Origin of the sequence: Corallococcus sp. AB011P, assembly GCF_003611605.1 — a bacterium.
GTDB lineage: Bacteria > Myxococcota > Myxococcia > Myxococcales > Myxococcaceae > Corallococcus > Corallococcus coralloides.
In genome coordinates, this window is the sequence record NZ_RAVX01000004.1 from 436,740 (window position 1) to 457,292 (window position 20,553).

Here is a 20,553-nt window from a genome sequence, read left to right on the forward strand (position 1 = left end):
CTTCCCTACGCCCCGCCACGCCCTTGCGCAACGTCGGATGCACCTCGGCTGACGGCCAGGCTACTCGTCGTCGTACGACGGCTCGAAAAGGTAGGTGAGCTTCACCATGAACTCGCGGCTGAACACCGGCAGGGGCGCGTGTCCGCCGTTGTACGGCTGGGCCACCCGGAAGTCGCTGCCCAGCAGGTTGTAGACACCCGCGCCAATCTCCAAGCCCTTCGTCCCCACGTTCTCCGCGCGCACGAAGAGGTTGAGCAGCAGCCGGGGCGACAGCGTCTGGACCTCCGACACGCCCTCCTCGTCCGGTGCCCCCACGGCGAAGCGCTGGCCCACCAGCACGGCGGTGGGGCTGACGGACAGCCACGGCAGCACCTTCGCCGTGCCCGCCAGCGTCACCTTGTGCGTGGGCAGGCCGGTGAAGGCCTTGGGCTGGCCGGGCACCAGGTAGTCCTCCACGTCGTTGCGCCCGCCCGGCCGGTAGAACGAATAGCCCGCCTGCACGCGGCCCCAAGAGCCGCGCAGCCGGTAGTCCAGCTCGATGCCCCGGCTGCCCAGGCGGCCCAGGTTGCGGTACGCCTCCGTCCCCGTGTCCGCGTCGTACGAGTAGATGATGGGGTCCGTCACGCCCACGTCGAAGGCGTTGGCGCTCAAGCTCTGGCCCTCGCCCATGCGCACGGTGGCCTCCAACTCGTACACCGTGGTGCGCTCCGGCCGGACGTCGTCGCCCAGGGAGATGTTCTCGATGCCCGGCGCGCGGAAGGCGCGGCTGTAGAGCGCCTTGCCGCTCACCGGCCCAAAGGACTTGAGCAGCACCAGGCGCGGCACGAACGAGCTGCCAAAGGCGCTGTGGTCCTCGAAGCGCGCGCCCGCCACCACCGTGGCGATGGGGTTGTCCGAGTACACCTCCATGAAGGCCGCGACATTGCGGTAGGAGACGACGTCCTCGTCGCCGTTGAAGGGCTCCTGCAGGCCGATGCCCGCGGGGCCCCGGAGCTGCCCCTGGTCGAACGCCAGGTCCACGCCGCCCGTGAGCTGGAGGAAGTCGAACGCCGCCCAGCGCGCCAGGGCCCGGCCCCGCAGGCGCCGGTAGCGCTTGTCGTAGAAGAAGTCCGACGACTCGTCGGAGTCCCGGTAGGACTCGCCCAGCGTGAGGTTCAGCCGGGGGATGATCTCAATCCGGTCCGTGGGCCGGAAGCGGTCGCTCAGCTCGGCATGGAACGACTCGAAGTCGGTGTTCGCGGGCGCGGGCAGCACCTCGTCCACGGAGACCACCGACGTGGTGTCCTGGCGCTGGTACAGGATGCTCAGCTGGAGGTCCCGGTAGCCCACGCCCGCCTGCACCACCGTGGGGTCCAGCTGCGACGCGCCGTTCATGCTCGCGGAGCCGCCATAGAAGTCGTCGAACACGGCGTCGCTGCGCTGCCCCTGCCCCAGCGACGCGGAGGCGAACGCGCTCAGTCCCGGCACGCTCTCGAAGACCTTGCGGCCGGACAGCGTGAGGCTGCGGCGGCCCAGGCCGTGCGAAAGCTGCCCGTACGTGCCCACCGCCAGCGCGTCCGTGCTGCCCTGGATGCCCCGGGTGATGACGTTGATGACGGCCAGCTCCGCGTTGCCGCCGTAGATGACGGAGCCGGGGCCACGCACGACCTCGATGCGTTCGATCAGCTCCACCGGGAACTCGTGCCCCAGCTGCATCGTGGAGTAGAGCTGCTCGTTCATCTCCTTGCCGTCGATGATGAGCAGCACCTTGCCTTCCTGGCCCCACAGGCCCCGGAAGCCCGGTCCCACCGTGCCCTGCACGTCCACGCCGAAGAAGAAGCCGGGCACCTGCAACAGCACGTCCATCAGGTCCCGCGCACCGGAGGCGCGAATCTCGTCCGCGGTGATGGCCGTCACCACTGCCGGCGAGTCATGCAGCTTCGTGATGGCGAACGACGCCACCTGGCTGTGCACCTCCGGCTCCTCCTCCAGCTGGGCCTCGCGCTGCTCCTGGGCGGAGGGCATCTCCGGCGCCCCTGGATCCAGGGTGGGCTCCGGCGCCGTCTGCGCGAAGCCCGTGCCCGAGCCCAGCAACGCAAGCCATACACACACACGACGCCCGTGCCTGGTGAAACCCATACGAAACAACCTTCTCGAAGTTGGGGGGTAGGTTCTGGGACTGCGCGTACTGCATCGAATGCGGGCGTAAGCCTTGTTTCACTTCACTTCACTTCACTTCACTTCACGCGCACGCGGGTGCTGCGGCCCGGTTCGACGTCCACCGTCATGCGCCGCTTCACCTCGCCGTTCACGCGGACCTCCACCTTCGCGGGGCCGGAAGGCAGGGCCTGCGCGGAGATGGGCGGGAAGCCATACGGCCGGCCGTTGATCCACACCTCGCCGTAGAGCCCTGGCGACGTCACCTCCAGGTCGCCCCGCTGCGCCACCGCGGCCTTCGCCACGGAGGGCTCCGGCGGCTTCGAGGGCTCCGGGTCGCGCGGGGACGCCACGGCTCCATCCGCCGCCGGGGGCGAGGCCGGGGCGACGGCCGCCACCGGCGTCACGGCCGGCTTCGGCGCGGACGGCGTCAACTCCGCGGTGAGGTCGCGGTTGAGCGAGCGCACCGAGTCCGCGTCCACCTCCACCGTCTCCTCGTACAGTCGGCGGTCGCCCTGCGCGAGCACCACGCGGTGCGCGCCCGCGGACACCGGGAGCCGCGCCGGCGTCAGGTCCACCGCCCTGCCATCCACCATCACCACCAGCCCCGGCGGCGTGGACGTCACCAGCAGGAGCCCGCCCCTCGCCTCTTCCTGCGCGGCGGCCGGAGTGGCCTGCTGCTCGCGGGCGGCCCGCGCGGCGGCGAGCTTCGCGGCGCGGGTGCGCGGCGGCGCGCGGCCAGGCGCCGGCTCACGCGGCGTGGGCGCATGCACGGTCCGCGTCTGCTCGCGCGAGCGCAGGTCGGTGGCGATGCCCAACAGCCGCGTCAGGTCGCTGTCCCTGTCATCCGGGCGCAGCTTGAGCGCCTCCGTGAACTGCTCGACCGCGCGCTCGTAGTCGCGGTCCTCCAGCGCGGCCAGGCCCGACGCGCGCAGCGCCCGCACCAGCCCCGCGTTCGAGTCCTCCTTGGGCGGGGCCACGGCCGCCACGGTCCGAGGCAGGGCCACGGCGGGCGTGGGTTCCGGAGGCCGCGCGGCCACGGGCTCGGGCGGAGCGGCCTTGCGCGAGCGGACCACCAGGTACGCCCCGGCGTTCACGGCCACGGTGCCCAGCAGGATGACGGCGACCCAGGTCTTCTGATTCTTCACGTTCAAAGTCCCACTTCCCACGACGACACGGTGCGCCCGCCCTTCACGCGATGAACAGCCAGAACACCGCGCTGCCCACCAGCGCGACACCCGCCGCCGCGGCCAGCCACCAGGGGAACGCCCCGGACGCGGCCGCCTGCTCCGGCGGCGGGATGACGCCCGTGGTGGAGCCCGTCCCGGTGCTCCGGGGCAGCATGCCCGTGGGCACCAGCGCGCTCGGCTCGCGCAGGTCCACCGCGTGCTCCGGCGGCGCGAAGGGCGACGGGCCGGAGATGCCGCTGGGCATGCGCGTGGAGCCCATGCCCGAAGCGTCCGCGGACGCCCCCGGCGACGAGCCCGGCATGGACCCCGGCACCGCCAGCGCAGTGGACACGCGGCCGGAGGCATCCGGAGGAAAGAGCGTGGCCATCAGCACCGCCAGCTCCCGGCCGCCGGACGTCCAGTGCTGCGCCGTGCGGTAGCGCTCCAGGTCGTCGTGCAGCTCGCGCGCGGTCTGGTAGCGCTGCGCGGGGTCCTTCGCCAGGCACTTGAGCAGGATGCGCTCCAGGTCCGGCGGGAAGCCCGGGGCCACGTGCGACGGCGGCGGCACGTCCCCCGCCGACGCGGCCATGATGGTGGCCTCCATCGTGTCGCGCTTGAACAGCCGGCGCCCCGTGGACGCCTCGTAGAGCACGATGCCCAGCGAATACAGGTCCGAGCGGTGATCCAGCTCCCGGTTGGTGATCTGCTCCGGGGACATGTACGCGTACTTGCCCTTCACCACCCCGGCCACCGTGCGCTCCAGGTTCACGGAGCTCTTCACGATGCCGAAGTCCGCCAGCTTCACGATGCCGTCGCGCGACACCAGCACGTTGCCCGGCGTGATGTCCCGGTGCACCAGCTTCAGCGGCGTCCCGTCCGACAGCGTCTTCGCGTGCGCGTACGAGAGCGCGTCCGACATGGCCAGGCCCACGTCCACCGTCACCCGGGGCCCCAGCGGAATGTTCGCCGCCCCCGCGTGCCGCATGATGCGGTCCAGCGACTGGCCCTGGATCCACTCCATCGCCAGGTAGTACTGACCGTCGATCTTCCCGAAGTCGAACACCTGCACGATGTTCGGGTGCGTGAGCAGCGCCGCCACCTTCGCCTCGTCCGCGAACATCCGCGCGAAGGGCTCCAGGTTCGCGTACTCCGGCAGGATGCGCTTGATGACGCACGCCTTGGAGAAGCCGTCCGGACCGTCGATGGTCGCCAGGAACAGGTGCGCCATCCCGCCCGTGGCGAGCCGCTGCACCATTCGGTACTTCCCGAAGAGGATGTTCACCCCGGGTGCGGCCGGCGAAGGCGTCGCGGTATCAACCCTGTCCAAATTGTACTCCCGGGACGGAACTCGCAATTCCCGGAAGATACCTATGCCGAGACCTCCCCACAAGTTTCGCACAACGTGTCAACAGGTTTTACGGTGAATACACTTTAACAACGTGATGGATCGCTGACACCCGAGGCGTCCGGCATATCCTCCCGGTCCTCCCGCATGGCGACCTCCCCTTCCGACGCCCCGTCCCCGCTGGCCGCTCCCCGTCCGCTGTCCGCCCGGGACATCCGCACCCTGGGGCTGGCGGCGCTGGGGGGCGCGCTGGAGTTCTATGACTTCATCATCTTCGTGTTCTTCACGGCGGTGATGGGGAAGCTGTTCTTCCCTCCGGAGACGGCGGACTGGCTGCGGCAGCTGCAGACGTTCGGGCTGTTCGCGGCGGGCTACCTGGCGCGGCCGTTGGGCGGCATCGTGATGGCGCACTTCGGGGACCGGACCGGGCGCAAGCGGATGTTCACGTTGAGCGTCTTCCTGATGTCGGTGCCCACGCTGTGCATGGGCCTGTTGCCCACGTTCGCCACGGCCGGGTACGCGGCGCCGCTCTTGCTGCTCACGCTGCGGCTGTTGCAGGGCGCGGCGGTGGGCGGCGAGGTGCCGGGCGCGTGGGTGTTCGTCTCCGAGCACGTGCCGGAGCGCCGCGTGGGCCTGGCGTGCGGGACGCTCACCTCCGGGCTCACGCTGGGCATCCTGTTGGGCTCGCTGGTGGCCACGGCGGTCAACACCGCCTTCACGCCGGAGCAGGTGCTGGCGTACGGCTGGCGCGTGCCCTTCGTGGTGGGCGGCGTGTTCGGCTTCTTCGCCGTGTTCCTGCGCCGCTGGCTCCAGGAGACGCCCGTCTTCGAGGAGATGCGCCAGAAGAAGGCGCTGGTGCGCGAGCTGCCGCTCAAGGCCGCGCTCCGGGGCCACGCGCCCGCCGTCGTGGTGTCCATGCTGTTCACCTGGGTGCTCACCGCGGGCATCGTGGTGGTCATCCTGATGACGCCCACGCTGATGCAGCAGCTGCACGGCATCCCGCCCGCGAAGGCGCTGGCGGCCAACAGCGTGGCCACGCTCACGCTCACGGTGGGCTGCATCTGCTACGGGCTGCTCGCGGACCGGCTGGGACCCACGCGGGCCATGGCCATCGGCTCGGGGATGCTTCTCGTCGCCGCGCAGGTGTTCTACCGGGGCGTGGCGAGCGCGCCGGAGCACCTGGTGCCGCTCTACGCGGGCGTGGGGTTCTGCGTGGGGGTGGCCGGCGTGGTGCCCGCGGTGATGGTGCAGGCCTTCCCCCCGGCGGTGCGCTTCTCCGGCCTGTCGTTCTCCTACAACGTGGCGTACGCGCTGTTCGGCGGCCTCACGCCGCTCGCCGTGACGCTGGCCCTGAAGGAGAACCCGCTCGCGCCCGCGCACTACGTCTCCGCGGTGTGCGCGGTGGGGCTCGTGGTGTCGTTGCTGCTCTTCCGGGGCTTCACCGCCCGTGCCAGCGCCCCGGACGAGCAGCCCGCGCCGTCACGCTGACGCCCGTCCGCCCACCTGGCGGCCAGGGGTGTTGACGTATAGCCGACAGATGGGACGCGCGAGTTCACGAAGCCAACCCCGTCCGGGGCGCGTCGGCTATGCGGAGGGAACAGCGGAGGGGACTTTGGACATGCCCTGTTCCCCTCCCGTGCGCACCTTGTCCCGGCGCGTGTTTCCGGAAGGCGGAAGCTCCGCGCATTGACCCTCTCCGATGGAACCCGGCATGCCCAGCAAGCCCCCGCTCTTCCAGAGCGGCATCCCCAGCCTCGACGCCATTCTCGGAGGCGGCATCCCCCCACGCCAGTCCTTCATCGTCACCGGGACGCCCGGGTCGGGGAAGACGGTGCTGTGCAGCCAGATCGCCTTCGCGGCCGCGGCGCGCGGCGTTCCCGTGGTGGTGGCCACCGTCACCTCGGAGCCCCACGACAAGCTGATGGAGGCCCTGTCCGGCTTCTCCTTCTTCCAGCCGGAGGTGCTGGGCGAGAAGTTCTTCCTCATCAGCGCCTACTCGGCGCTCAAGCGGGGCGCGAAGGAGGCCCGGGAGCTGCTGCTGCAGACGGTGCGCGAGCGCGGCGCGGCGATGCTCTTCATCGACGGGCTGCGCTCCATCCGCGACCTATGGCAGGACGAAGCGCGGCTGCGCGAGTTCCTCTACGAGCTGGGCATTGGCCTGGCCGCCAGCAACTGCATTGGCCTGATCACCACGGAGTATCCGCTGGAGCGGCTGATGGCGCTGCCGGAGGCCACCACGGTGGACGGCATCCTGTCGCTGTCCGTCCAGCCCCATGGCTCCCGCCGGGTGCGCCGGGTGGAGGTAGTGAAGCTGCGAGGCCGGCCCCACCTGTCCGGTGAGCACACCATGCTCATGCGCGAGAGCGGCGTGGAGTTCATCCCGCGCCTGGAGGCCGTTCCCCTGGAGCTCCGGGACGAACCGCCCACGCTCAAGCGCATGGGCTTCGGCCTGCCGGAGATGGACGCGCTGATGCAGGGGGGGCTTCCGGAGCTCAGCACCACGATGCTCGCGGGGAGCATGGGCATTGGCAAGACGCTGGTGGCCATGCACTTCGCCGCGGCTGGCGCGCGCCAGGGCCAGAAGGCGCTCTACATCTCCTTCTTCGATGCTCCGGCCATGCTCCGGGCCCGCGCCCTGCGCGTGGGGCTGGACGTGGCCCCCCTCCTGGACGATGGCCGGCTGACGCTGCGCCACCTGCCGCCCATGGAGCTGGAGGCGGACGCGATCGTCCGGGACCTGTTGGAGCAGGTGGACGCGCTCGGCGTCCAGCGGCTGGTGCTGGACGGGCTCACGGAGCTGGAGCTGTCCATCCTGGACCCCTCCCGGCGGCGCACCTTCCTGGCGGCGCTCGCGATGCGGCTGCGCATGCGGGGGGTCACCAGCTTGTTCACCCGCGAGGTGTCGAAGATCGTCGGCACGGAGCTGGACTTCAACGACGCGCCCGTCGCAAGCCTGGGAGAGAACCTGCTGCTCCTGCGCTACGTGGAGCTACACGGCCAGATGCACCGCCTGCTGTCCGTGCTCAAGATGCGCGACAGCGAATACACCGCGGACCTGCGCGAGTTCCAGATCAACAACACGGGACTGAAGGTGCTCGCCCCGCTGCGCTCCGCCATGGGCCTGCTCACCGGACAGGCCCGGCCGCTGGGCACCACCATTGGAGGAGTGGGTGAATGAGCCTGGTCCTCATCGCGGAGGATGAAGAGGCGCTCCTGGAGGTCTTCTCCGAGGTGGTGGAGGACCTGGGCCACCGCGTGGTGCGCGCGCACAACGGCGAAGAGGCGCTGCTGCTCGCCCGCACGGAGACGCCGGACCTGGTGGTCAGCGACCACATGATGCCGCGCAGGACGGGCATGCAGCTGCTGCACGCCATGCGCTCCGAGCCCACCCTGTCGGACGTGCCCTTCCTGCTCCTGAGCGCCGCGCGTCCGCAGGGGCGTGAAGCCGCCCAGACCTTCCTCGCGAAGCCGGTGGACCTGTCCACCTTCGAGCAGGCGGTGAGCAGCGCGCTCCAGAACCATCAGGCCGCCCGCCAGGAAGGGCCCCCCGCCGCGCGCGAGGCCCCCAACGCGCTGAGCCTGGCCCGCGAGGAGATGCTCAACTGGGTGGCGCACGAGCTGAAGACACCAATCAGCTCCGCGAGGCTCAACACGCAGCTGCTCCTGCGCAAGGTGCAGAAGCGAGGCATCGACGACGAGCGCCGCTCCGCGGAGGCCGTCCTGCGCCAGTTGGACCGGATGAACGGGCTGGTGACGTCCATCCTGGACGCCTCCCGGCTGGCGGACGGGAAGCTGGAGCTGAAGCTGGCGTCCACGGAGCTGACGCCCTTCCTCCAGGAACTCGTCCAGGAGTGGCGCGAGCTGCAACCCGAGATGGACTTCTCCCTGCACGCCCTGGATCCGGTGGAGTCGCTGATGCTGGACACGGAGCGGCTGCGCCAGGTGCTCAACAACCTGCTGTCCAACGCGGTGAAGTACAGCGGCACGTCGCGCCACGTCGAGCTGGGCGTGACGCTCAACCCGGGCCTCGTCCTCGTCCACGTCCGCGACTGGGGCGTGGGCATTCCCGCCAACGCCCTGCCCCACGTCTTCGACCGCTTCCAGCGCGCGGACGAGGACCGCGGGCGCGGCCACGGCCTGGGCCTCTTCATCGCCGCGGCCCTCGCGAAGCTGCACGGCGGCTCGCTCTCCGTCCGCTCCACCCTGGGTGAAGGCTCCACCTTCACCTTGCGCCTGCCCCGGAGGAACTGAAGCAGCACTGCACGTTTCCGCCGGAACTCCATCTAAACCAACCAGCTTGGAAGTCCGTGAACACCCGGCGCTCTCGGTGAATTAGAAAGCGAGTGTGTCCACGCCTCCTCCGTCCCGTCTGTCCTCGCTGCGCGTGATGAAGCACCGCGACTTCGCCCTGCTGTGGAGCGGAGCGGCGCTGTCCAACATCGGCACGTGGATGGAGGTGCTGGCGCTGGGCGTGTACGTGACGAAGGTCACGGGCCGGGCGGAGTGGACGGGGGGCGTGGCGGCGCTGACGTTCCTGCCGGCCATCGTGCTGTCGCCGTTGGGAGGCGCGCTGGGAGACCGGTTCGACCGGCGCCGGGCGGTGGGCCTGGGGGCGCTGGTGCAGATGGTGCTCGCGGGCACGTTGGCGGCGCTGGCCTTCAGCGGAAGGCTGACCGTGCAGTGGGTGGCGGTCATCTCCTTCCTCAACGGCTGCGCGGTGACGCTCTTCACGCCCGCGTACTCCGCGATGATCGCCGTGTCGGTGCCGAAGGAGGACCTGCACAGCGCGCTCAGCCTCAACGCCGCGCAGAACAACCTGGGCCGCATCTGCGGGCCCGCGCTGGGGGCGCTCGTCATCGCGCACGCGGACGTGGCCTGGGCGCTGCTCCTCAACACGCTGTCCTTTGGCGCGGTGGTGCTGTCGCTCACGCAGGTGCGGGCCACGGCCGCGGGGAAGACGGCGGACTTCGGCGGGTTGTGGGCGGGCATCCGGCAGGGCTTCCGGGTGGCGCTCGCGGACGAGGCCCTGGTGGTGGCGCTGGGTGGCACGCTGGCCATCGCGGTGTGCATCGCGCCCTTCACGGCGCTGGCGCCGGTGATGGCCATCCAGGTGTTCCAGCTGGACGCGGGCGCGACATCGGTGCTCGTCACGGCGCAGGGCGTGGGCTCGCTCCTGGCGGCGCTGAGCGCGGGGGCGCTCGCGGACCGGTTTGGCAAGGGGCGGCTGCTGGAAGTGGGCCTGCTGCTGATTGGCCCCACGGCGGCGGCGTACTGGCTGTCACCGTCGCTGGCGGTCGCGGCGGTCGCGGTGATGGCGCTGGGCGCGCTGTACATGCTGACGCTCACGGGGCTGTCCGCGCTGTGTCTGGCGCGCGTGTCCAACGAGCTCCAGGCGCGCATCGCCAGCCTGAGCGCGATGCTGCTCTTCGTGGGCTTCACGTTGGGCGTGTGGTTGCAGGGCGCGCTGGGGGACCGCTGGGGCATCCGGTGGGTCACCGCGAGCGCGGCCCTGGGGTTCTTCGTCCTCGCCGTGCTGTTGCGCGCCCTGCGCTCGCGCGGCTTCGCCGCCTTCGAAGTGTAACGGAGCCATTCCGATGACGACGTCCTCGCCGGCCACGCCGGGGAAGAAGCGCGCCCCGCTGCCCCTCGTCTCCCGCGCGCAGGCGCTCCCGCTGTCCTTCATGCAGCAGCGCCTGTGGTTCCTGGCGCAGTTGGAGGGCACGAGCGCCACGTACAACGTCTACTTCTTCGTGCGGCTGAAGGGGGAGCTGGACGCGGGCGCGCTGGAGCGGGCGCTCCAGGCCGTGGTGGCCCGGCATGAATCGCTGCGCACCACGTTCGCCGCCGTGGACGGACAGCCGGTGCAGCGCATCGCTCCGGCGCTGGATGTGCCCCTGCGCGGGGTGGACCTGTCCACGCACGGGGATGCGCGTGAGCGCGCCCTTCGCGACTGCGCGGAGGCGGAGGCCCGTGGGCCGTTCGACCTGGAGCGCGGGCCGCTGGTGCGGACCACGCTGGCGCGGCTCGCTCCGGACGAGCACGCGCTGCTCTTCGTCACGCACCACATCGTCTGCGACGCGGTGTCGCTGGGGTGGATGGCGAACGAGCTGAGCGCGCTCTACACCGCCTTCACGCGGAACGAGCCGCCCCGCCTGCCGGAGCTGCCGGCGCAGTATGCGGACTTCGCGCATTGGCAGCGCCAGGCGCTCACGGGCGACTTCCTGGAGGCCGAGCGCGCGTGGTGGAAGGAGCGGCTTTCGGGGGCGCCGCCCGCGCTGGAGCTGCCCACGGACCGGCCCCGCCCGCCGCGCCAGACGTCGCGGGGCGCGGTGTACCGCCTGCCCATGTCTCCGGCGCTGGCCACGGGCATCCGCGAGCTGAGCCGCAAGGCGGCCGTCACGCCGTACATGGCGCTGCTGGCGGCGTTCCAGGTGCTGCTGCTGCGCTACAGCGGGCAGGAGGACCTGGTGGTGGGCACGCCCGTGGCGGGGCGCGGCCGTCGCGAGGTGGAGCGGCTCATCGGCTTCTTCGCCAACACGCTGGCGCTGCGGCTGGACGCCTCTGGCGACCCGACGTTCCTCGCGCTGCTCGCCCGCGTGCGCGACGTGTGCATGGGCGCGTACGCGCATCCGGACATGCCCTTCGAACAGCTGGTGGACCTGCTGGTGCCCCAGCGCGACCCCAGCCGCTCGCCGCTGTTCCAGGCGATGTTCGTGCACGTGAACTCGCCGTGGGCCGCGCTCAAGTGGCCCGGCCTCACCGTGACGGAGGTGGACTTCGAGCCCGGCGTCGCGCGCTTCGACGTCACCCTCTTCCTCTACGAGGACCCCGGCGGCATGGAGGCCCGCTGGGAGTACAACGCGGACCTCTTCGACGAGGCGACGGTGGCGCGCATGGCCGCGCACTACGCGCGCCTGCTGGAGGGCGCCGTCGCCCGGCCGGAGTCTGCCGTCTCCGAGCTCCCCCTGCTGACGCCGCGCGAGCGGGAGCGCGCGGTGGTGGACTGGAACGACACCTTCGCGGAGGTGCCGGTGCGCTCCGGCGTGCACGCCCTCTTCGAGGACAGCGTGCGCAGGAGCCCGGACGCGGTGGCGGTGCGCTTTGGAGACGCGCACCTGACGTACGCGGAGCTGGAGGCCCGGGCGAACCGCGTGGCCCATGCGCTGCGGGCGCGCGGCGTGACGCCGGACACGGCGGTGGGGCTGTGCGTGGACCGCTCGCTGGAGCTGGCGGTGGGCGTGCTGGGCATCCTCAAGTCGGGGGCGGCCTACTGCCCGTTGGATCCGGCCTATCCGCCGGAGCGGCTGGCGCTGATGCTCCAGACGTCTCGCGCGAAGGTGCTCGTCACCCGGCGCTCGCTGGCGTCCGGCCTACCGGAGGACGGCGTGGAGCGGCTGTTCCTGGAGGACGACCCTGGCACACCCGCGACAGCGCCCGTGCCAGTGGGAGGGCCGGACACGCTGGCCTACGTCATCTTCACGTCCGGCTCCACGGGCGTGCCCAAGGGCGTGGCGATGCCGCACCGCCCGCTGCTCAACCTCATCCAGTGGCAGGTGCGCCGCTCCGCCGCGCCCCGGGGACGCACGCTCCAGTTCTCCGCGCTGAGCTTCGACGTCTGCTTCCAGGAGATGCTGCCCACCTTCGCCGCGGGCGGAGAGCTGGTGCTCATGCCGGAGGACACGCGGCGCGACGGCCGGGCCCTGCTCACGCTGATGCGCGCCCACGGCGTGGAGCGCATCTTCCTGCCCTTCGTGGCGCTCCAGCACCTGGCGGAGGTGGCGGACGCGGAAGGGCTCGTGCCCACGACGCTGCGGGAGATCAACACCGCCGGCGAGCAACTGCGGATGACCCCCGCGCTGCGCAGGCTGCTCCACGCGCTGGACGGGTGCGTGCTGGACAACCACTACGGCCCCACGGAGACGCATGCGGCCACCGCGCACGTGCTGAAGGGGAACCCGGATGCGTGGCCGGACCTGCCGCCCATTGGCCGCACCATCACCAACGCGCGGACGTACCTGCTGGACACGCGCGGCGAGCCGGTGCCGGTGGGCGTCGCGGGCGAGCTGTACATCGGCGGCGCGGGACTGGCGCGAGGCTACCTGCACCGGCCGGACCTGACGGCGGAGCGCTTCGTGCCGGATCCGCTGAGCCCGCACCCGGGCGCGCGGATGTACCGCGCCGGTGACTTCGCCAGGTATCTGCCGGACGGCACGCTGGAGTTCCTGGGCCGGCGCGACGCGCAGGTGAAGTTGCGCGGCTACCGCATCGAGCTGCCGGAGGTGGAGGCGGCGGTGGCGAAGCTGCCGGGCGTGAAGGACGTGGCGGTGGTGGCCCGCGAGGACGCGGCCCGGGGCAAGCACCTGGTGGCCTACGTGGTGACACAGCCAGGGGCGGCCGTGGATGCCAGCGAGCTCAAGGCGGCGCTGCGCGAGCGGCTGCCGGAGTACATGGTGCCCGCAGCCTTCGTGCTGCTGGATGCGTTCCCGCTCACGCCCAGCGGCAAGCTGGACCGCCGCGCCCTGCCGGCCCCGGACGACGACGCGGAAGCAGCTCGGGACTTCGTGGCCCCGCGCACGCCGCTGGAGACGGAGGTGGCGGCCGTCTTCGCCTCGCTGCTGCAACTGTCTCGCGTGGGCGTGCACGGCCATTTCTTCGAGCTCGGTGGGCACTCTCTCCTGGCGACGCAGGTGACGTCTCGGCTGCGCGACCGGCTCCAGGTGGACCTGCCCGTGCGCGCGCTGTTCGCCTTCCCCACCGTGGAGGAATTGGCGGAGCATCTGGCCTCGCTGAAGCCGGAGGCCGGCCAGGGCGCGGAGCCGCCGCTCGTGCCGCGCCCACCTGGAGAGACGCCCCTGTCCTTCGCGCAGGCGCGCCTGTGGTTCCTCACCCGGATGGATCCGGACGGGTTCTCGTACAACCTGCCCTGGTTCACGCGCTGGACGGGCCCTCTGGACGCGGACGCGTTGGAGCGCGGCCTCCAGCGTCTGGTCCAGCGGCACGAGGCGCTGCGCACGACCTTCGTGGAGCACCAGGGCCAGCCGGTGCAGCGCATTGCCTCGGTGCTGGATGTGCCCTTGCTCCGCGAGCAGGTGTCTTCGCCGGACGCGCTCACGCGTCGGGCGGAGGCAGAGGTGCGCCGTCCCTTCGACCTCGCCGAAGGCCCCCTGCTGCGCGCGACGCTGGTGCGCGTGGGTGACGGGGACCATGCCCTGCTCATCACGCTGCACCACATCATCTGCGACGGTTGGTCGCTGGGCGTGATGGAGCGCGAGCTGACGGCGCTCTACCGCGAGGAGACGGGTGGATCCTCGGCGGAGCTGCCCGCGATGCCGCTCCAGCCCGCGGACTTCGCTCGCTGGCAGCGCCTGTCGTGGGTGGGCGCGACGGTGGATGAGCGGCTCGGATGGTGGAAGGCCCGGCTCCAGGATGCGCCTCCCGCCCTGATGCTGCCCACGGACCTTCCTCGTCCGGCGGTGCAGACCTTCGAGGGCGCGCACCTGGCATGGAAGGCCTCGCCCGCGCTGTCTCGGGCCGTGGAGGCCCTGGGCCAGCGCCACGGCGTGACACCCTTCATGTTGCTGCTTGCGGGATTCCACGCCCTGCTCTCCCGCTACAGCGGGCAGGACGACCTCGTCATCGGAGCGCCGCTCGCGGGCCGTCAGCGGCAGGAGCTGGAAGGCCTGGTCGGCTTCTTCATCAACACGGTGCCTTTGCGGATCACCGCGACCCGGGACACGAGCTTCCACGACCTGGTGGGGCTCGCGCGCGACGTCACGTTGGAGTCCTTCGTCCACCAGGACCTGCCCTTCGAGCAGTTGGTGAACGCGCTCCAGCCCGAGCGCGACTCCAGCCGCGCGCCGCTGTTCCAGGTGATGTTCGTCCTGCAGAACGCCGGAGGCGCTCCGGCGCGGGCGCTGCCGGACCTGGCCGTGGAGCCGCTGGACGTGGAGACAGGGATGTCGAAGTTCGACCTCACCCTCTTCGCGCAGGAGGCCCAGGAGGGCCTGGGCTTCCTCTGGGAGTACAACACCGCCCTCTTCGAGGAGGCGACGGTGGCGCGCATGGCCGCGCACTACACGCGCCTGCTGGAGGCCGCCGTCTCCGACTTCGAGCGGCCCCTCTCCCGCATCTCGCTGCTCTCCAAGGAGGAGCGTCAGCAGCTGCTGGTGTCCTGGAACGACACCCAAGCCGACTATCCACGCGATGCGTCCCTGCCCTCCCTCTTCGAAGCGCAGGCCGCGCGCGCGCCGCATGCCATCGCGGTGTCGTTTGAAGGCAGCCAACTGACGTACGCGGAGCTGGATGCCCGCGCGAACCAGCTCGCGCACCACCTTCGAGGACTGGGCGTGGGCGCAGGCACCCCGGTGGGCCTGTGCACCGGCCGCTCGCTGGAGATGGTGGTGGCCACGCTGGCCATCCTCAAGGCCGGTGGCGCCTACGTCCCGTTGGATCCGTCCTACCCGGCCGAGCGCCTCCTCTTCATGGCCCGGGACACGCAATTGCCGGTGTTGCTCGTGCAACCGGGACAGGAGGAGAAGCTCGCGGCGCTGGAGGCGCGGGTGGTGGTGCTGGAGCCGTCGTGGCGTCCGTTCGCGAGGGAGTCCACGCACGCGCCGCGCATCCACGTGCCTCCCGAGGCGCTGGCCTACGTCATGTACACATCCGGCAGCACCGGCCGGCCCAAGGGCGTGTGCATCCCGCACAGGGGCGTGGTGCGGCTGGTGACGGGCGCGAACTACGCGCGGTTCGGGCCGGAGGAGGTGTTCCTCCAGCTGGCGCCCATCTCCTTCGACGCGGCGACGCTGGAGCTGTGGGGCGCGCTGCTGCACGGCGCGAAGCTGGTCGTCTTCCCGGCGCACCAGCCGTCACTGGAGGAGCTGGGTTCCACGCTGGAGCGCGAAGGCATCACCACGCTGTTCCTCACCACCGCGCTGTTCGAGCAGATGGTGATGGCACAGCCCCGCGCGCTCGCGCGCGTACGGCAGGTGTTGACGGGCGGAGACGTGATGTCCCCGGTGGCCGCGCGGAGACTTCTGGAAGAGGGCCAGCTCATCGTCAACGCCTATGGCCCCACGGAGAACACGACCCTCTCCACCGCGCACCGGCTGACCGTACCCGCGGATGCGCGAGCCCCCATTTCCATTGGCCAGCCCATCGCCAACTCGCAGGCCTACGTGCTGGACGCGCTGGGCGCCCCGGCCCCCGTGGGTGTGGCGGGCGAGCTGTACGTGGGCGGTGACGGTCTGGCGTGGGGCTACCTGTACCAGCCCGCGTTGACGGCGGAGCGCTTCGTTCCGCATCCATTCAGCACCACGCCAGGAGCGCGGCTGTATCGCACGGGTGACCGCGCGAGGTGGCGCGCCGACGGCGTGCTCGACTTCCTCGGCCGGAACGACTCACAGGTGAAGGTGCGCGGCTTCCGCATCGAGCCGGGAGAAATCGAGACCGCCCTCAAGGACTCGGAGGGCGTCACGGACGCGGTCGTCGTCGTGCGCGAGGACGTCCCCGGCGACAAGCGCCTGGTGGCCTACGTCGTCGGCGCGGAGGTGGAGCAGGTCGCGCTGCGCACCAGCCTCGCCGCGAAGCTGCCGGCGCACATGGTGCCCTCCGCCATCGTGAAGCTGGAGCGGCTGCCGCTCACGCCTTCGGGGAAGGTGGACCGCAAGGCACTGCCCGCACCGGACGCGAGCGGGAGCAAGGACACCTACGTCGCGCCGCGAGAGGGCTGGGAGTCCCTGGTCGCGGAGCTGTGGGCGCCGCTCTTGAACGTGAGCCGCGTGGGTGCGCACGACAACTTCTTCGAGCTGGGAGGCCACTCGCTCCTGGCCACGCGCGTGGTGTCGCGCCTGCGGGACGTACTCCAGCAGGACGTCCCCGTGCGCCTGCTCTTCGAGGCGCCCACGGTGGCGAGGTTCGCCGAGCGGCTGGAGGCGATGAAGAAGGGAGGCACCGGGCAGTTGGTGCCGCCCATCGTCGAGGTGTCGCGCGAGCAGTCCCTTCCCCTGTCCTTCGCGCAGCAGCGGCTGTGGTTCCTCGCGCGGCTGGAGCCGGAAGGGTACGCGTACAACGTGCCCTTCTTCTTCCAGTTGGAGGGACCGCTGGATGCTCGCGCGTTGGAGGCCGCGTTGGACGCGCTCGTCCAGCGCCATGAAGCCCTGCGCACCACCTTCTCCGAAGCGCACGGACAGCCCGTGCAGCACGTCCGTGCGCATCAGCCCCTGACGCTCGCACTGGAGGAGGCCTCGGACGATGCGCTCCGCCAGCGTGCGGAAGCGGAGGTGCGCAAGCCCTTCGACCTGGAGCATGGGCCGCTCGTGCGCGCCACGCTGGTACGCACCGCGCCGGAGCGTCACGCGTTGCTGCTGGTCATGCACCACATCGTCTGTGACTTCTGGTCCATCGACATCCTGGTGCGCGAGCTCAGGGCCCTTTACGCCGCCAGCGTGCGGCGCGAGTCCTCGGCCCTGTCCCAGCTCCCCGTGCAGTACCCGGACTTCGCTGTCTGGCAGCGACAGGTGATGCAGGGGGAAACCCTGGAGGCGCAGCGCACGTGGTGGAAACAGCACCTCGAGGGTGCTCCTCCCACGTTGGACCTGCCCACGGACCGGCCGCGTCCGCCCGTGCAGTCCTTCAAGGGCCTCCAGTTCTCACGCCCATTGCCTGCTTCTCTACCCGCCGCCATCCAATCGCTGGCGCGCGATGCCGGTGTCACTCCCTTCATGCTGCTGCTCGCGGGCTTCCATGCGCTGCTCGCCCGTCACAGCGGCCAGGAGGACATCGTCGTCGGCACGCCCATCGCCGGGCGCGGCCGTCGCGAGGTGGAGAACCTCATTGGCTTCTTCACCAACACCCTCGCGCTTCGCGTGGATGCCTCCGGCGCGGAGAGCTTCCGCGCGCTGCTGGGCCGCGTCCGCGAGGCCTGCCTCGGTGCCTACGCCCACCAGGACATGCCCTTCGAACAGCTCGTCGATGCGCTCGTTCCCTCGCGTGACCTGAGCCGCTCGCCGCTGTTCCAGGTGATGTTCGTCTTCCAGAACGCGGGCGCTCCCTGGGAGCTGCCCGGTGTCTCCGTGCGGGCGCTGACCTTCGAGCCTGGAATGGCCAAGTTCGACCTCACCCTCTTCGTGCGCGAGTCGCCCGATGGATGGTCGAGCGCCTGGGAGTACAACACCGCCCTCTTCGACGAGGACACGGTCGCGCGCTTCGCGGACCACTACACGCAGCTCCTCGAAAGCGCGCTCGCGGCACCGGATGCCCCGCTGACCACGCTGCCCCTGCTCACCGACACGGAGCAACGACAGCTCGCGCAGTGGACGCTCCAATCGGTGCCCTACCCCGCCGTGCCCAGCGTCCATGCCTTCTTCGAAGCCACGGCCACGAGCACGCCTGACGCCATCGCGGTGCGCTTCGGAGCTCAGACGCTCACCTACGGAGAGCTGGAGCGCCGCTCCAACCAACTCGCGCACCACCTGCGCCGGCACGGCGTGAGCGCCGACGTCCGCGTGGGCATCCATCTGCACCGCTCGCTGGAGCTGGCCGTGGCCGTGCTGGGAACGCTCAAGGCGGGGGGCGCCTACGTGCCGCTGGATCCGGCCTATCCGCCGGAGCGGCTCTCCGCGATGCTCCAAGCGTCGGGGGCGGCGGTGCTGCTCACGTCGCGTGCGCTGCGCGGCGTCCTGGCCAGTGGCACCGCGCTGTCGCTGGAGCTCGACACGCAGGCGGACCTCCTCACCCGCGAGTCCGACGCGCGTCCCGACCCCGTGGGCAACGCGCAGGCGCTCGCCTACGTCATCTTCACCTCCGGCTCCACCGGCACGCCCAAGGGCATCGCGATGCACCGCGAGGCGCTGGTGAACCTGCTCCACTGGCAGTTGGGGGACTCGGTGGCGCCCGGGGCGCGCACGCTCCAGTTCTCCGCGCTGAGCTTCGACGTATCCTTCCAGGAGCTGTTCGCGACCTGGGCCGCGGGCGGCGAGCTGGTGCTGCTCACCGACGAGGTCCGCCGAGACGCAAGCCAGCTGCTCGCGCTTTTGGAGGGCGCGGGCATCGAGCGGTTCTTCATGCCCTTCGTCGCGCTCCAGAACCTGGCGGAGGTGGCCGAGCGCGAGGGCACCTTCCCCACGCGCGTCCGGGAGATCATGGTCGCGGGTGAGCAGCTGCGCATGACGCCCGCGCTCCGCCGCTTCATGAAGCGCACGGGCGCCGTGCTGCACAACCACTACGGGCCCTCCGAAGCCCACGCGGTGACGTCGCTGTCGCTGAAGGGCGACCCGGCGGCGTGGCCGGACCTGCCCTCCATTGGCAAGCCCCTGAGCAACGTGGCCATCCACGTGCTGGACGCGCACCTGCGCCCGGTGCCGCGAGGCGTGACGGGCGAGCTGTACGTGGGCGGCGTCCAGGTCTGCCGCGGCTACCTGGAGCAGCCCGGCCTCACCGCCGACCGCTTCATCCCCGACCCCCACAGCCCCACGCCGGGAGGCCGGCTGTACCGCACGGGCGACTGGGCCCGGTTCCTGCCGGACGGCACGCTGGAGTTCCTCGGCCGGCGCGACGCGCAGGTGAAGGTGCGCGGCTTCCGCATCGAGCTGGGAGAAGTCGAAGCGGCGCTGGCGCAGCACCCGTCGGTGCGGGACTGCATCGTCGACGCAAGGGACGACGGCGGCGGCCAGAAGCGACTGGTGGCCTGGGTGGTGGGCGCCGCCGGGAAGTCCCTGGACGTCGGCGCGCTGCGGAGCTTCCTCCAGCAGCGGCTGCCGGAATACATGGTGCCCGCGCGCTGGGTCCCGATGGAGAGGTTCCCGCTGACGCCCTCGGGCAAGGTGAACCGCAAGGCGCTGCCCGCGCCCGAAGGAGGTCGTGAAGACACGCGGACCCTGGTGGCGCCCCGGACGCCGCTGGAGCTGCGGCTCGTGCGCATCTGGGAGGAGGTGCTGGGCGTGCACCCCATTGGCGTGCGCGACAACTTCTTCGAACTGGGCGGGCACTCGCTGCTGACCTTGCGGTTGCAGTCCGCCATCCGCGCCAGGCTGGGCCGTCCGCTGCCCGTGGCGGCCCTCTTCCAGAACGCGACCGTGGAGCACCTGGCGGGCCTGCTCCGGGACGACGCCGCGCCCTGGACGCCCCTCGTCGCGATCCAGGAGGGACAGGAAGGCGTGCGTCCCTTCTTCTGCGTCCACGCGGTGGGAGGCAACGTCGTCCCCTACGCGGAGCTGGCCCGAGCCCTGGGGCCCCAGCAGCCGTTCTACGGACTCCAGGCCCGCGGTCTGGACGGCGCGGAGCCCCCCTGCGAATCCATCCCGAAGATGGCGGCCCTCTACGTGCGCGCGATACGCGAGGTCCAACCGCACGGCCCCTATCTGCTGGGCGGCTGGTCCATGGGCGGCAGCGTCGCGTGGGAGATGGCCCACCAGCTGCGGCGCGAAGGCGAGACGGTGGCGCTGCTCGCGCTGCTGGACACCTCCGCGAGACTGCACTCGGGCAACCCGGATGACGTGAACGCGAAGGCGCGGCTGAGCGCGATGTTCCTGGAGGATCTACTGCGCGCCTCGGGCCAGCCGCTGCCTCCGAACGAAGGGCTCTCCCCCCACCAGTGGATGGAAGCGCTGGAACAGGCCAGCCAGCCCCTGTTCGCGTCGGAGCAACCGCTGCGCGAGATGCGCCACGCGTTCGAGGTCCACCTGCACGCGGCCTGGGTCTACGCACCGCCTCCGGCCAGCGGGCCCTTCACCGTGTTCGAAGCGGAGGACTCACGCTGGGACCACGGCTGGGCCGCCTACGCGCCTGGCGGACTGGACGTGCACCCGGTGCCCGGAGACCACTACTCCTTCCTGAAGTCACCCCACGTCCAGGTGCTGGCCGACAGGCTGCGCGACGCGCTCTCGAAGGCCCAGGAGCCCTGACAGC

The 20,553-nt window shown here is 71.1% G+C and carries 8 protein-coding genes; 5 read left to right on the plus strand and 3 right to left on the minus strand.

The window, feature by feature from the left end; translation table 11 throughout:
- Positions 1 to 60 precede the first annotated feature (60 nt).
- From D7X30_RS14990 to D7X30_RS15000, 3 genes are all read right to left on the minus strand, one after another.
- Positions 61 to 2,118, minus strand: a complete 2,058-nt coding sequence (locus D7X30_RS14990) for a TonB-dependent siderophore receptor (protein ID WP_120563588.1) — start codon at positions 2,116 to 2,118, stop codon at positions 61 to 63.
- Between the two features lie 98 nt (positions 2,119 to 2,216).
- A complete protein-coding gene (locus D7X30_RS14995; protein WP_120563759.1) occupies positions 2,217 to 3,284 on the minus strand; it encodes a PEGA domain-containing protein in 1,068 nt (355 codons plus the stop codon).
- Positions 3,285 to 3,327: 43 nt separating this feature from the next.
- A complete protein-coding gene (locus D7X30_RS15000) occupies positions 3,328 to 4,560 on the minus strand; it encodes a serine/threonine-protein kinase (RefSeq protein WP_233591567.1) in 1,233 nt (410 codons plus the stop codon).
- A gap of 237 nt (positions 4,561 to 4,797) precedes the next feature.
- Here D7X30_RS15000 and D7X30_RS15005 point away from each other — a divergent pair, with 237 nt between their 5' ends.
- The 5 genes from D7X30_RS15005 (at position 4,798) to D7X30_RS15025 (ending at position 20,549) form a co-directional block, all read left to right on the plus strand.
- The gene (locus D7X30_RS15005; RefSeq protein ID WP_120563590.1) at positions 4,798 to 6,138 is read left to right on the plus strand and encodes an MFS transporter; all 1,341 of its coding nucleotides are present in this window, start codon (positions 4,798 to 4,800) and stop codon (positions 6,136 to 6,138) included.
- 223 nt (positions 6,139 to 6,361) lie between these two features.
- Positions 6,362 to 7,828, plus strand: a complete 1,467-nt coding sequence (locus D7X30_RS15010; protein ID WP_120563760.1) for an ATPase domain-containing protein — start codon at positions 6,362 to 6,364, stop codon at positions 7,826 to 7,828.
- Entirely contained in the window at positions 7,825 to 8,901 is a 1,077-nt protein-coding gene (locus tag D7X30_RS15015; protein ID WP_120563591.1) for a HAMP domain-containing sensor histidine kinase, read from the plus strand. Before D7X30_RS15010 ends, D7X30_RS15015 begins: the two co-directional genes overlap by 4 nt.
- A gap of 94 nt (positions 8,902 to 8,995) precedes the next feature.
- Positions 8,996 to 10,231, plus strand: coding sequence for an MFS transporter (locus D7X30_RS15020; RefSeq protein ID WP_199724318.1), 1,236 nt, complete (start codon positions 8,996 to 8,998; stop codon positions 10,229 to 10,231).
- Between the two features lie 13 nt (positions 10,232 to 10,244).
- Entirely contained in the window at positions 10,245 to 20,549 is a 10,305-nt protein-coding gene (locus D7X30_RS15025) for a non-ribosomal peptide synthetase (RefSeq protein ID WP_120563592.1), read from the plus strand.
- The last annotated feature ends 4 nt before the right edge of the window (positions 20,550 to 20,553 follow it).